The organism is Lentzea sp. NPDC003310 (assembly GCF_040610935.1).
Taxonomy (GTDB): Bacteria; Actinomycetota; Actinomycetes; order Mycobacteriales; family Pseudonocardiaceae; genus Lentzea.
The window spans coordinates 111,789-125,269 of record NZ_JBEXNC010000004.1 but is presented as its reverse complement, the minus strand read 5'-3'; the positions used below and the strand labels follow the sequence as shown (position 1 = coordinate 125,269).

The 13,481-nt window shown below is 67.9% G+C and carries 11 protein-coding genes and 1 pseudogene; 6 read left to right on the top strand and 6 right to left on the bottom strand.

Annotated elements, in window-relative coordinates:
- Window positions 1–237: 237 nt before the first annotated feature.
- Window positions 238–2,241, top strand: coding sequence for a tetratricopeptide repeat protein (locus ABZX02_RS08195; RefSeq protein ID WP_355296056.1), 2,004 nt, complete (start codon window positions 238–240; stop codon window positions 2,239–2,241).
- 236 nt (window positions 2,242–2,477) lie between these two features.
- Here ABZX02_RS08195 and ABZX02_RS08190 read toward each other — a convergent pair whose 3' ends face one another.
- Together ABZX02_RS08190 and ABZX02_RS08185 are read right to left on the bottom strand one after the other, a co-directional pair.
- A complete protein-coding gene (locus ABZX02_RS08190; protein WP_355296054.1) occupies window positions 2,478–3,188 on the bottom strand; it encodes an integrase core domain-containing protein in 711 nt (236 codons plus the stop codon).
- A gap of 454 nt (window positions 3,189–3,642) precedes the next feature.
- Window positions 3,643–4,857: a saccharopine dehydrogenase NADP-binding domain-containing protein gene (locus tag ABZX02_RS08185; RefSeq protein WP_355296052.1), complete on the bottom strand. Its 1,215-nt coding sequence runs from the start codon at window positions 4,855–4,857 to the stop codon at window positions 3,643–3,645.
- An 811-nt stretch (window positions 4,858–5,668) separates the two neighbouring features.
- Between ABZX02_RS08185 and ABZX02_RS08180 the strand changes: the two genes are divergently transcribed.
- Both ABZX02_RS08180 and ABZX02_RS08175 read left to right on the top strand, forming a co-directional pair.
- Window positions 5,669–6,625: a hypothetical protein gene (locus ABZX02_RS08180; RefSeq protein WP_355296050.1), complete on the top strand. Its 957-nt coding sequence runs from the start codon at window positions 5,669–5,671 to the stop codon at window positions 6,623–6,625.
- Between the two features lie 181 nt (window positions 6,626–6,806).
- Complete coding sequence (locus ABZX02_RS08175; protein WP_355296048.1) at window positions 6,807–7,196, top strand: hypothetical protein; 390 nt, start codon at window positions 6,807–6,809, stop codon at window positions 7,194–7,196.
- Window positions 7,197–7,459: 263 nt separating this feature from the next.
- Here the strand turns inward: ABZX02_RS08175 and ABZX02_RS08170 are convergent, their stop codons facing one another.
- Window positions 7,460–8,290 (bottom strand): serine protease, encoded by an 831-nt coding sequence (locus tag ABZX02_RS08170; protein ID WP_355296046.1) that lies wholly within the window; start codon window positions 8,288–8,290, stop codon window positions 7,460–7,462.
- Between the two features lie 249 nt (window positions 8,291–8,539).
- Between ABZX02_RS08170 and ABZX02_RS08165 the strand changes: the two genes are divergently transcribed.
- The 3 genes and pseudogenes from ABZX02_RS08165 to ABZX02_RS08155 all read left to right on the top strand — a co-directional run.
- On the top strand, window positions 8,540–9,280 hold the full coding sequence (locus tag ABZX02_RS08165; RefSeq protein ID WP_355296044.1) for a transporter substrate-binding domain-containing protein: 741 nt from the start codon (window positions 8,540–8,542) through the stop codon (window positions 9,278–9,280).
- Window position 9,281: 1 nt separating this feature from the next.
- On the top strand, window positions 9,282–10,235 hold the full coding sequence (locus ABZX02_RS08160) for a cation diffusion facilitator family transporter (RefSeq protein ID WP_355296042.1): 954 nt from the start codon (window positions 9,282–9,284) through the stop codon (window positions 10,233–10,235).
- Between the two features lie 171 nt (window positions 10,236–10,406).
- A pseudogene (locus ABZX02_RS08155) lies at window positions 10,407–10,955 on the top strand (winged helix-turn-helix domain-containing protein); the annotation flags it as partial.
- Between the two features lie 211 nt (window positions 10,956–11,166).
- Here the strand turns inward: ABZX02_RS08155 and ABZX02_RS08150 are convergent.
- The 3 genes from ABZX02_RS08150 to ABZX02_RS08140 form a co-directional block, all read right to left on the bottom strand.
- Window positions 11,167–12,381 carry a PP2C family protein-serine/threonine phosphatase gene (locus tag ABZX02_RS08150; protein ID WP_355296040.1) on the bottom strand — a complete coding sequence of 405 codons (1,215 nt, stop codon included), beginning with the start codon at window positions 12,379–12,381 and terminating at the stop codon, window positions 11,167–11,169.
- Window positions 12,369–12,746: an ATP-binding protein gene (locus ABZX02_RS08145; protein WP_355296720.1), complete on the bottom strand. Its 378-nt coding sequence runs from the start codon at window positions 12,744–12,746 to the stop codon at window positions 12,369–12,371. Before ABZX02_RS08145 ends, ABZX02_RS08150 begins: the two co-directional genes overlap by 13 nt.
- 206 nt (window positions 12,747–12,952) lie before the next feature.
- Window positions 12,953–13,438, bottom strand: a complete 486-nt coding sequence (locus ABZX02_RS08140) for a MarR family winged helix-turn-helix transcriptional regulator (RefSeq protein ID WP_355296718.1) — start codon at window positions 13,436–13,438, stop codon at window positions 12,953–12,955.
- Window positions 13,439–13,481 lie beyond the last annotated feature (43 nt).

Here is a 13,481-nt window from a genome sequence, read left to right as displayed (position 1 = left end):
ATCCAGCGGCGATCCCACCACAGCAGCTGACTCGGCGGCGGGAATGACCGCCCCAAGCAGCGTCCCGTCCACGACCGCAGTACCTGCTCCTCCGTACAGCGTCATGACCTGTGCACCCGGAACGTCGGCGATAAACCTGTGGGGCATGACTGATGCCGAAGCTGGCGCACACCGCATGAGGGCGACGACCGGAGGTCTGGTTGAAGCTGTTCTTGGACTGGTAGCGATACTTCGATGGTGACAGGCAGCACGGACAACTCCTCCACTGGTGACGTCCACGGTCAAGTAGCACAGGCTCGCGACGTTGGGCAGATCGTGTTCAACGCTGGGCGTCTCCCTTTAACAGCATTGGCGGGCCTGCCACCGATCACCTCGCGGTTCGTCGGCCGAGAGAAGGAGCTTCAGGCTCTTCGAGCAGGCGTCTCTGTAGTCGTCTCAGGTCTTGCTGGCATCGGTAAGACCGAGTTGGTCCTGCATGCCGCCCACGATGCCGCGCCGCTTGGCGGCGTGTTGTTCATAGACCTGCAGGGATACGACGACGAGCGTCGCGTCACGCCCACGCGAGCCTTGGACGACTTTCTACGCGCTCTGGGCGTTAACGGGGATGAAATTCCTCCCGAGGAGGCCCAGCGCGCGGCCCTGTATCGCTCACTGCTCACCGAAGCTCCCCCGATGGTGATCGTGCTCGACAACGCGTCGTCAGCAGGACAGATTCGACCTCTGCTGCCAGGCGCAGCTCATCACCGGGTTCTGATCACCAGCAGGCACACGTTGTCAGGGTTGGACAACGCGCATCGGGTCGAGATCGGCCTTCTATCGAAGGACGATGCCACTGAGCTCGTCGGCGACCCCGAGATTGCGCGTCTGTGCGGCATGCTTCCTCTCGCACTAAGGATCATGGCCGCGCTGCGGGCCGACCATCCTGAGGTCGATTGGGCCGCGGAGCTGCGAGATGCGCAGGACCGACTGGAGATTATGGATGACGGCGACAGCCGTGCGGTACATGCGGCCTTCGCCCTCTCGTACAACTCGCTTGCCCCGGACCAACAACGACTCTTCCGTCTTCTGGCTTTGCATCCTGGGGACGACCTCGTACTCGAGGGCGCAGTTGCGCTGGCCTGCTTATCCGTCACTCAGACTCGGAGACTGGTTCGCGAACTCCGTCGGGCGCATCTATTGGACGAAGCCGATCTCGATTCGTACCAGTTCCACGATCTCGTGCGCTTGTACGCGCAGCGTTGTCTCGTGGATGAGACGACTGAAGAGCGAAGGGCAGCGCTGCTCCGAGTCCTCCGTCATTTCCTGTCTAGGGCCGAGGATGCGTGCAGCCACCTGGACGCGTCACCATCTGCGGTTCGTTCCAGCGAGTTCGAGGACGCGCAAGCAGCGATGTCTTGGTTGACCCGCCGCCGTTCAACGCTCGTGTCAGCTGTTACCGTTGCCAGCGAGGCCAGCGAACACGATGTCGTTCGCCGGTTCGCATGGGCCCTGTATCCCTTCTTCGACGCCTCTCGGCATAGTAATGACTGGGTCAAAGTCAGCGAGCATGCCATAAAGGCTGCCCAACATCTCGGCGAAAAGGAGCTGGAGTGCGTGTTCCGCGTGGACCTCGGACACGCACATAGGCAATTGCGGCACATCGACTTCGCGATGACATGCTATTCGGAGGCACGCGACCTAAGCGTCGCGATCGGAAACAGACATCAGGAGAAGCGAGCCTTGCACAGCATCGCGACTCTCCTGTACGACACCGGAAGTTTCCATGAGTCACTTGCGTTCGGCATGGACGCGCTAGTGATCCAGCAGGAACTAAACGACCAACAGGGGCTTGCCCACAACCTAGCCTCGCTCGGCGCGACCTATTGGCGCTTGCGTCGGTACGAAGATGCACTCTCTTCTCACCAACAGGCCATGGAAATTTTCAACCTTCTACAAGACAGGCACCGGAAAGCCCGCACGAAGTTCGACCTCGCCATGTGTTATGCAGCACTCGAACGGTTCGACGAGGCCATATCCGCCTTCGAGGATTCAATAGCAGAGCTGCGCCAGCTGGACGAAAGAGATCTCGAGGGCATCGCGTATCGAAACCTCGGCATCATCTACGAGCGTGTTGGAAATCTCGGCAAAGCCAAAGCAGTATGGAACATGGCTTTGGCTTGGTTTAACAAAATCGAGGCCGAAGTCGATTCCCGCCGAGTGCAGGACTGGATCGATGGACTTAACACAAAGCCGGCAGATTGACACCCAGTTCGCACACAGCGGCGTGAGTGCCGAAAACTACGTCCATGCAGGTCAAGGCGCATGGCGATACTCGTGGATGACTCAGCCCAGAAGATCATGTCGGTCTATGCTGATGCGTTCGCTCTGAGCGGGTTCTCCAGGCTGGGGCCAGCCCCGCAGGGGTGGCGCGCCGGCGAGCGGCCGGCGGGCTCGGTGCTCGCCGTAGTTGTGTGTGCCGAAAATTACGTCCGCACAGGTCAAGCGGCATGCCGATACTTGTGGAGGACTCCACCGAGACGGTCCCGTCGAAGTACCGCAAGGCGTTCGATCCGGTCAGGTCCAAGGGGCTGGTGCCAGGCTCGCAAGGGTGCTGCTGCGGCGAGGGATCGGTGGGTGCGGTGCTCGTTGTAGTGCTGCTCGTACTGACGCAGCGCGCGCCGAAGGTGGGCCTCGTTCCAGATCAGCGTGCGGTCCAGGAGCTCGCCGCGCAGCGTCTTGACCCAGCGTTCCATGATCGCGTTCATGCGGGGCACCCGCACGCCGGTCAGAATCGTCGCGATCCCGGCGCCGCCGAGGATCTCGTCGATCAGCGCGGGATACTTACCGTCACGATCACGGATGAGAAACCTGACTCGCGCGAGGCTGCCAGCGTCCACGAGGTCCATCAGGAGATTCCGGACGGCCTGCGTCACCCAGTCATGTGTCGGGTGCGCGGTTGTACCGAGAATGCGCACGGTCTCGATGAAATCCATCGCCAGGACCACCTCGGCATGGGAGCGCAGGAACTCAGCCCATGTCACAGTCGCTCGGTGTGGCGCCGGGTCGACGCCACCAACTTTGAGGATCTCCCACACGGTCGAAGGAGCAACCGTGACACCGAGGAGAGCGAGTTCCCCGTGGATGCGCCGATAGCCCCACGAGGAGTTCTCGGCCGCCAGACGCAGAACAAGGCGGCGGACCGATGCCACGGTCCGCGGACGCCCACGCCTTCGACGCCGGCTCGTCTCGGCGTGGCGACGCTTCACCAGGTCACGATGCCATCGCAGCACCGTATCCGGGCTGACCAGCAGTCGGAGTCGGCGCAGAGTGGCAGGAGCCAGCGGCGTCAGGAGCGCGGCGAGGAACGCCCTGTCCTCAGGTCGGCGTTGAGGACGTCGGTCGCCGAGTTGGCGCTGCAAGACGGTGAATTGGTGGCGAAGAGCAAGAATCTCAACGTCCTTCTCGCGGTCAGTCAGTGCAGTAGCCGCAGCGCAGCGAAGGCGTAGGTGACGGCAAGGTAAGCGAAGCGGACCAGTACGGGGCGCGATCATGCCCGACGACCACCTGCCACTCACCGAGGCCCGCGACTGCGCGGATGTACTTTTCGGCACGCACAACGCTTCCCGAGGCCGCAAGAAGCACCAAACCCCACGGCGGCGTGGGTCAGGCGGTCGTGACGCCGTAGGTGTGGCTGGCGAGCCGCAGGCGATCGATCAGCGGCCTGCCCATGGCCGTCGCAGGCGTGAGCGAGCCGGACCGCGGCGGGAGGTCGTCGAGGGCCAGGCACAGGGCGCTCTGCCCGAGCATGACGGCCGTGGCGGCGTAGCCGGGATCGCCTGGTCCGGCGACTGTGGCCCGGTAGCGGCGCCCCGAGCTGGTGGTGGCGTACAGCACCGAACGGAACCAGCCCTTCGCACGAGCCTGTTCGCTGGGCCCGGTACCGGGCGCGGGCAGCACCCGGTCGAGCAGGCCGCGGACCGGCTTGACCGACATCGCGCCGACCAGCCCGGCCAGCCCGCCGGTGATACCGGCCGCCACGAGCGCTCCGCTGACGCCTCGCCCCGCGCCCATCACCTCGCCGTAGCGCAGCTGCGGCCCGTAGGCCCAGTCGAGCAGGGCGTTGCTGCGCCGCACGATGCGGGTGTTGAACGGGGCCATCACGAACGGCGCCTGCCACGTTCCGTCGGCGGCGCGGGAGGGCATCGCCGCGTCACGGGGCTGGGCGGGCGTCGGCTCTGCTGCGCGGTCGGGACTGAGCGCATGCGGATCGGCGGCGACGCGCCGCAGGCCGGGATTGCTCTCGTAGGCCTCAATCTGCGCCCGCAGCGAGTCGATCGTGCCGCCGCTGAAACCGCCGCGGACCGTAGCCACCAACCGCACGTCGGTGAGCGGACCTGCGCCGTCGGCCACGGCCCGCTCGTGCAGCAACAACATGCCCAGGTCCGACGGGATCGAGTCGTAGCCGCAGGCGTGCACGATCCGGGCTCCGGACTCCAGGGCCAGCTCGTGCACGGCGTCGATCGCGGCCCGGACGAACAGCACCTCGCCGGTCAGATCCGCGTAGTGCGTGCCGGCCCGTGCGCACGCCTCGACGACCGGGAGCCCGTAACGGGCATACGGGCCGACGGTGGTGGCGAGTACCCGCGTCGACGCGGCCAGCGCCGCCAGCGCGACCGGGTCCCCCGAGTCGGCGACGACCAGCGGCCACTCCCGTGCCGCCGCAGGCAGCCCGGCCCTGGTGGCGGCGAGCTTGTCCGCAGACCGCCCGGCCAGCGCGATCCGCACGCCCTCGGGGGCGTGCCGGGCCAGGTATGCGGCGGTCAGCGTCCCAACGAACCCGGTGGCGCCGTAGACGACGACGTCGTGCTCACGATTCATGACCGTCAGCATGCCCCCAGGCTCCGGCCACCGTGCAGCGGTACAGCACTGACGTCAGGTGCCGCTGGTCGACGAACAGCAGCCGGTCGGTGCGCTCTCGTCTGACAGCGCCGACAAACCGTTCCGCGTGGCAGTCAGCCCGCGGACACCTCGGCCGGATCTTCACAACATCAATGCCGGCGTCCGCGAGAACCGAGCCGAGCAAAGACGAGATACAGCAGTCGCAGCGCCACACCCACGATCATGCCTGCAGGATGACAGAACTGATCACCGCAGGTCAGCGTGTGGCTGCAGAGTTCTGGCACCCCACAGGGGGCGAATGCTCGGCTGGCCGTCACAGTCCAGACAGATGTCGCCCTTGGTGCTGGCTTTGGCGGACGTCATCGCGCCGTTCCTTGTAGACGCGATCGCGGCGGCGATGACGGGGCATCGTCGCTGGAGACTTGCTCAGCCGCGCTTGCCTCTTGCACGACGCCCACATGGCCGATTACCAGCTGCTCCGATCCGGACTGCCACAAGGCGTGGCTGCTCACAGCAGTCAGTAGGTGATCAACTGCGTGCCGATCTGCTGCTCCCCCGCCGGGCGAACACCTCAATGCCCGTCCACTGGATCTCGGTGCGGCTACACGTAGATCAGCTGTGGAGGTTCATGGCTAGCGGTCCGGTCGGGCAGACTTGGACACATGACCTCTGGTCGATCCATAGCGCGCACCGCCGGAACGGCCGCCGGCGCCATATTCGCGTTCTCTGGTGTCACTCTCGCCCTGGAAGGCGTAACAAGACTCGCGATGCCGCACATCCGGGGAGAGCGATGAGCGACGGCATTCACGCCAGCGATGCCGACGAACAGCCCACATCAACGCGGAACACACACCACGGCACCGCACGACACGTGATCCAGGCCAACGTCGTTCGAGGTGACATCAACCTGGGCGCCAATCCCCCGCGCGCTTGGCTGCTTCCGGCCGCCATCGTGATCGCCGCAGTTCTGGTGGGTGCTGCGATCGTCGCGGTTCCCGGTGACGGACAGCGCACCTCGGCAGACGCGGCAGTTCAGGCGCCGTCGGAACTGCTGGTCACCGCGGATCTCTCGGCCAACGACATGGGCCCTTGGGGCTACGTGAGTGAATCGCCCGATTTTCCCGGTGCTGAACTCATCCGGAGGATGGCTCGCCCCATGGCCGGCGTCGACCCCGCGATCGCGAGGGACGTCCGGTTGTCACCCGGCGCTGTGAGCGTGCAGCACCAGCTCATCCGGTTGCATCTGGAAGGACCGAAAGGCCGCGAGGTTCGGGTCACCGACATCAGGCCGGTCATCCGCGCGACGAGACCACCGCTGAGCGGCAGTCTGGTGTCGTCGCCACCCCAAGGTGCGGAGCCGTCGTCCGAGGTTCTGCTCAAGCTGGACGATCCGTTTCCCGTGGTGCAGTCCTCCGTCGAGGACGAGGAAAAACGGCACCGGGTACCAACTGGCCCGTTCTTCCCAGCGCACACCATCAAGCTGAACGACGGTGAAACGCACGAGGTCGTGCTGACGGTGTCCACCGAACGCCACAGCTACGAGTACGACCTCGCGGTGAGCTACCAGTCAGGTGCCGAAATCAAGGAGGTGCGAGTGAACGACGGCGGACAGAGCTTCCGCATCTCGGGTTTCGCTTGCTCAGGACCGAACACCGCCTCGTACGCTTCGGTCCACCAGTCCACCGGCGACTTCAGCATGCCGTCCGTCCCAGATCCGGGCCACTTCTCCTCGATCCCAGACTGCTGACATGCGGAAGTACCGTTCACGTAGAAGAGACTTGGCTTGGAGCATCACGGCGGCGGTTCTGATCCTCGCCGCAGCAGTCGCGATTCGAGCCCATCGCGAATCTCGTCAGCCGCCGGCACCCGTCGCGGCGCCGGTCTCCGCCGGCACCACGGCTCCCTCCGAACCGCGGTGCTCTGCGGTCATGAAGACCGACTCGGCGGGGTCTCCCCTGGGGGACAACGCCTTCGTCACCGTCTCCGCTGTGCACGAAATGGCGTGTCGGCACGACTACGACGGCCTGCTGGACATGATGGAGAACCCGTTCGGGGACAAGGCGCCGTCCGAGGCACTTCGCGAACTCCGCGCCGACGGCGGTGCGCCGCTCGCCGCCCTCGCCCAGACTCTGGAAACGGCTCCCATCAGCGACCAGGGCGGCTTGATCTACTGCCATCCCCGTGGAGCCACAGCCGCCTTCGCGAGAGGTACGCAAGACCGGCCTGGGCGCTGGAGTCATTTCACCCTGACCGGCGCAAGCCCGATGGACGGGAAGTGCTCCGAGCTGCGTGCGGAGCAGCCGACGAGCAGCCCCTGACAGTGCACGGCGGACGCCGCCGCAGCGAGCCAGGCGACTGTCCTCGCTTCAGCCGCTAGGACGATGCAATGGTCATGTGTGTACGTCGCGAAAAGTCGCAGTGTGCAACACATCCGGCATAGGTGATGCCCTCGTGGGCCACGATCGCGCGCAAAGCGCCCACGCACCAACGACTTGACCCAGCAGTCCACTTTGGATCCGAGCGGGAAGTGGCCGCCAACGCCGACGCGGCACCCGGTCACGCCGAACGCTCCGGCGGGTGCTCAGCGGTTGGTGTTGATCGTCTTCTGGATCCAGCCGGTGTACGCGGTGGCATTGGTGTACAAGCCTGGACCGTTCGCGCAGGGCACGTCTTCGTCACCGGGACCGGAGGTGACGCCGATCAGCTCCCACCGGCCCCACTTCCCGCGCTGGACCTGCGGCCCGCCGGAGTCGCCGGAGCACGCCATGGCGCCCGCCTCCCGGCTCACCGTGCACAGCCGGGTCCGGTCCGCAAAGCCGGGTGCGCACTCGGACTCGGTGCCGCGACGGGTGTCGAGTTGCTGGAGCCGCTCGGCGAACTTCCACTCGTCGGGGCCTGCTCCCTCGACCGTGGTGCCGAATCCCAGCAGCCGGGTCGGCGTCCCGGGCGCACCGGCCTGCTCGGCGATCCGGATCGGCTGGTGGACGACCGGGCGGTCCAGTCGCACCAGCGCGATGTCGTTGCGGTTCGGCTGCGTGCCCGGCATCACCGAGTAGCCCGCGTGGCGCACCACGCGGTCGATGGCCCGTACGGTGCCGCCGGACGTCCGGCGATCACTGCCGATGCGCACGGTCCCGTCCAGCACCGCCCCGCCCTCGCCCTGGCCGACGCAGTGCGCCGCCGTCACCACCCACCGCGGGTGGATCAGCGATGCCCCGCACACCCCCTTCGCGTTGCCCGCGCTCGGCACGGTCAACGGGATCGAGGCCATGAACTCGTAGCGCTCGGTGGCGTCCTTTCCGTTGATGACGGCACCGGCGGTCCCGGTCATCGCCGTGGCGGCGAACGCACCCACCAGCACGACCCCGGCCGCTCGGGCCACTCCACAACGTACGGACTTCAGTCTCGACATGCTCTTCCCTCACAGTGGAACGCCGAACGAGATCAATCCTTTCCGTTCACTGTGGACAGAGCCATGCAGGCGACTCTCCTGTCGCTGTGGAGGACGCTCGACCGTTCACGGTGGAACCCGCTCCACCGAGCGGACCGACCAGGAGAATCATCACCTCATCGGGCGTTTTGTCCGGTTGCCCTGGCCAGAGCACGTCGTTCACCGGAGCATCGACGGTTTAGCGCGCCCGGTCTGGGCAACATCATCTGCATGGCCTCGGCTGTGTGCGCTCGACGCCCGTGGACGCGGATCCTCGCGGCGGCGCTCGTTGCGATGTCCCTCGGCGGCTGCCAGTGGCCGCGCGACGCCGACGGCACCCTGGACCGGGTACGGGCGGGGACAATCCGGGTCGGGGTGGCGCACAACCCGCCGTGGACCATCGTCGACGGCAGCAGTGCGGGTCAGACGCCGGGCGGCGTCGAGACGGTGCTGGTGCAACGCCTGGCCGACAGCCTCGGCGCACGCGTGCAGTGGGTGCCCGGCGGCGAGGCCGAGCTCATGGAGGCGCTGTCCGAGCGCGGCCTCGACCTCGTCGTCGCGGGCCTGGACGCCGAGTCGCCCTGGGAACAGGAAGTCGCGTTGACCACCGACTACCTCACGGTCGACATGGTCGTGGCGGTGCCGGCGGGAGCACCAGCCGACGTCGCCGGGCAGCGGGTGCTGGTGCGGACGGGCACCGCCGAAGCCGCGCTGCTGTCGGACCACGACGCGACCGCTGTTCCCGTCGCCACGCTTCCCCCGCGTCCTGACGGCGCCGCGGTCGTCCCGGACTGGCTGGTCGACGAGTCCGGACTGACCGACGCGGGCACCCACCTGTCGAGCGCCGACCACGTCCTGGCGGTGCCGCCCGGCGAGAACGCCTGGCAGAGCACGGTGGAGCGGTTCCTGCTCGCCTTGGAACCCGACGAGGTGCGTCGCCTGCTGCTCGACACCCACCGTGCGGGGTCGTGACGTGGTCGCGATCCACGGCAGGTACGAGTTGCCACCGGACAAGGCGGCGCTGCACCGCCGCGCCGTCCGGCTCGAGTGGTGGACCATCGCCTTCTTCGTCGTCGCCATCACCGCGCTGGCCGTCGTGCTCGGCCAGTCACAGGCCATGAAAGCGGCCTGGGTGGAGGACATCCTCGCCCTCGCGCCGCCCATCGCGTTCCTGATCGCCGACCGGTACCGCGACCGGCCCTCCGACGACGAACACCCCTACGGGCACCACCGTTCCGTCGCCATCGCGTTCCTGGCCTCCGCTCTGGCGTTGCTGACGCTGGGCGGTTACATCCTCGTCGAGTCCGTGCTGCGGCTCGTGCAGGGCGAACGCCCGCCGATCGGGTTGATCGAGATCTTCGGTCACACGCTGTGGCTGGGCTGGCCCATGATCGCCGTCCTCCTGGCCACCATGGTCCCCGCGATCCTCCTCGGCCGCGCCAAGACGAAACTGGCCGCACAGCTGCACGACAAGGTCCTGTACGCCGACGCCGAGATGAACCGCGCGGACTGGCTCACCGCCGGCGCGGCAGTCCTCGGGATCATCGGGATCGGGGCCGGGCTGTGGTGGGCCGACGCCGTGGCCGCGATCATCATCTCCGCCGACATCGTCCGCGACGGCGTGCGCACCACCCGCACCGCCGTCGCCGACCTCATGGACCGCCGGCCCCGCACCGTCACCGACAACCGGCCGCACCCCCTGCCCACCCAGCTCACCGAGCTCGCACTGGCCCAGCCCTGGGTGACCGACGCCTGGATCCGGCTGCGCGAGGAAGGGCACGTGTTCGTCGGCGAGATGCTGGTCGTGCCCGAAGCCGGCACCGACGACCTCGTCGAGCGACTCGACCGGCTCAGCCACCTGCTGCGCGACGCGGACTGGCGCATGCATGACGTGGCGGTCATGCCCGTACGCGAGATCCGCCGGTAACTGTGCTTGTCGGAGGACTCCCTCGCCGAACATGCGGTCGTCTTGCTAACTCGACAGGGTCGGAAACATCCGATTGATCGACTTGATGGTGGCGGCATCGTGGACACAGCGGGTAACTCTGGTTCCGGAGGCGCACGGAGACGTTGAGCGATATCGCACGAACGCTGCCAGATGTCGAGACGGCGTTGCGGGCGATCGTCGAGTCCGCCGTCGCCCCACCCGATTGAGACGGGTGCTCTCGGTATCTTCCAGGCGGGGGTGGTCCGCGTGGACTTTCGCGTGCTCGGGCCTTTGCAGGTGTGGAACGGGGGCACGAGGCTCGTACTGCCGGGCAGCAGGCACCAGAGGGTGCTGGCCGCGCTGCTGCTGACACCCAACGCCGTGGTGACGGTCGGCAGGCTGATCGAGGCGACCTGGGACGGCGAACCGCCCGCAACCGCGACGAAGCAGGTGCAGAACTGCGTCTCCGCGCTGCGTGACCGCCTCGGTGACACCGACCAGCGGATCATCGTGACCGACGGACCCGGCTACCGCGTGGCGGTCGGCGAGAACGAACTCGACCTGCTGCGTTTCACCGCCATGGTGACGCGGGCGCGACAGGCCGCCGGGCGCGGTGCGTCGCGCGAGGCCGTGACCGAGATGCGGGAGGCGTTGCGCCTGTGGCGCGGACCGGTGCTCAGCGGGCTGGGCGCGAGTGCGCTCGACGGCCGGGCAGCGCGCCTGGCCCAGGCAACCGCCCTCGGGGATGCGTTTCCCGCCGATCGACGTCGTGCCCTGGACCGTGTAGATCATCATCGCTTCGGGCGTGGCCTCCGGCCGGTTCTCCGGCTGCGGTGCGTGCGGGGGCGCCGCGCAACTTCACCCCTCGGAAAGGTAAGTCTTCCCGAAGGGTGGAAGGTGTTGACCGGGCACCGTTCCAGCACCGTCAGCCCTAGTCCTGGGAACGCGCTTCCTCTGCGGTGCCTTGGAAACGAAGACCGAGGAGCACGGTGTCGTCGGTGTAGAGGACGACGTCGTGCATGTCCTCCACGACGGCGGACAGCGCGGTCTCGAGGGGGTGGCGCGACCTCGCCTTGGCGGCGTCGGCCAGCCGGACCTCGCCCTCGTCGACGTCGCCGCGGCTCTCGACCAGCCCGTCGGTGTAGAGCAGCAGCAGGTCTCCCGGCGAGAGCGTGGTGTGGTGGATGTCGAAGCTGCCGGGATCGGGGAACCCCACCCCGCGGCCCTTGGCCGTCAGGTAGGCGGTCTCGCCGGTGGACGACACCAGCAGTGCGGGCGGGTGACCGCCGCCCGCCAGGCGCAGCACACCGGTCGCGGGGTCGAGCCTCGCGATCAGGACGGTCGCCATGAGGGTCTCGTTGATCTCGGCCGCGCGGCGCACCAGGTCCTCGAGCGGATAGCCGTCGAGGGTGAGGGTGCGGATGGTGTGCGTGACGTTGAGGGCGTTGCGGGTGCAGGTGACGCCGTGGCCCACGGCGTCGACGATCGTGATCTGCACGGTGCCGTCGGCGAGCACGAACCAGTCGTAGAGGTCGCCGCCGGTGGGCGCGTCCTGGTCCGCGGGCTTGTAGTGCACGCCGAACTCGAGGCCGGGCACGGTGGGAGGCGGCGGGCGCAGGGCGTCCTCCAGCTCGCGGAAGATCACGGCGTGCGCCGTCCGCAGCTGCTCGTCCCGTTCCTCCAGTTCGACGTACATCGCCACGACACCGCTGTTGGTCTCGGCCAGCTCGTGCTTGAGCTGCAGGTGTTCGCGCTCCAGCGCGTCGGCGCGGGCCAGCGCCGCGCGCAGCTCGCGTTCGGTCGCGCTCTGGTCGTCCTCGGGCTCCGGCCGGTCGTGCCGCGGTCGCGTCAGCACGGGCACCCGCCACACGGCCTCGGCGGCGTTCGAGGGTTCGGGCGGCAGCGGCAGGTTCCGCGGCCGGTCGAGCGGTGCCAGCAGCGGCACGGCCACGACCAGGGTGCTCTGCTGCGCGTCCACGTGGCTGAGCACGGTCGCGGGAAGGGCGACCAGGCCGTCCCGGGCGAGAAGCGTGGCGCTGAGCACCAGGCGCGCGCGCAGCTCGACGGGCACGCCGTGCTCGTCGCACAGGGACCGGAGCCGCGCCCGCAGGTCACGCACCGCCGCGTCGGCCGTCACGTCGCCCACCCGACGACGGTGACCGTCGTGCCCAGCACGGTGGTGTCGATGGTGAACTCGTCGACGAGCCTGCGCGTCCCGCCGAGTCCGTGACCGGCGCCCACCCCGGTGCTGAAGCCGTCGACGAGCGCGGCCTCGACGTTGCCGATGCCGGGGCCGTGGTCGGTGATCCTCAGCCGGAGTCCGCGGCGGCCGCTCACCGCGACAACCTGGGTGATGGTCATGTCACCGCCACCGCCGTGGACGAAGGCGTTGCGCACCAGTTCGCTCGCCGCCGTGACGACCTTGGTCTGCGCGATGAGGTCGAACCCCGCCACGACCGCGGCGGCGCGCACGGCGCGCCTGGCGGTGAAGAAGTCCGCTTCCGACCCGATCCGGCTGGTCTGCTCGGGGACGACCGGCGAGCATGATTGAGAAGGGTGACGCACGGCGCCTTGGCCTGTCGTCACGCAGTCCCCCGCCCCGATTGTCGCCGTTACTAAACTATTGTCGCACGGCAAACGTCAGTGGGGGAGGTCGCGGTGCGAACACCGTCGCGTCGGGAGGATGATCCGCTGGTGGCGGAACGGTGCTCGGCGGGTCAGGCGGTCTGCGACCCGGAGGCGTCGTGATCGGCGTCGAGCCGCTGGACCGACGCTCCCGCGTCGCGCAGCTGCCGCAGGCCGGAGACCAGCGTGGAGCGGGCGGACGGCGGCAGGCCGGCCACGACGTCGCGCAGGTGCTCACGCCGGCGGTCACGCAGGTCCCGCAGGTAGGCGCGACCGCGCTCGCTCAGCGTCAGCTCGACCTCACGCCTGCTCGTCGCGCTCAGCCCGCGCTCCAGGAACCCGACCGCCTGCAGCCGGTCGCAGAGCCTGCTGACCGACGACGGGGCGGCGTCGAGCGCCTCGCCGAGCGTCCTCAGGTTCGCGCCCTCGGACCTCTCCAGCACGAACATCACCCGCAGCTGGGAGACCGACAGCGGAGCGGGCGAGACGTCCTTGCTCCGTTCCCACATCACTTCGACCTGCTCGACCACCTGGGTGAGAACCTGGAGCACGTCGTCGACGGTGGCGTGCGGCCGCATCCGGTTCACCCGCTTACTGTCGCATCCCACGTCGTCCCGTGTC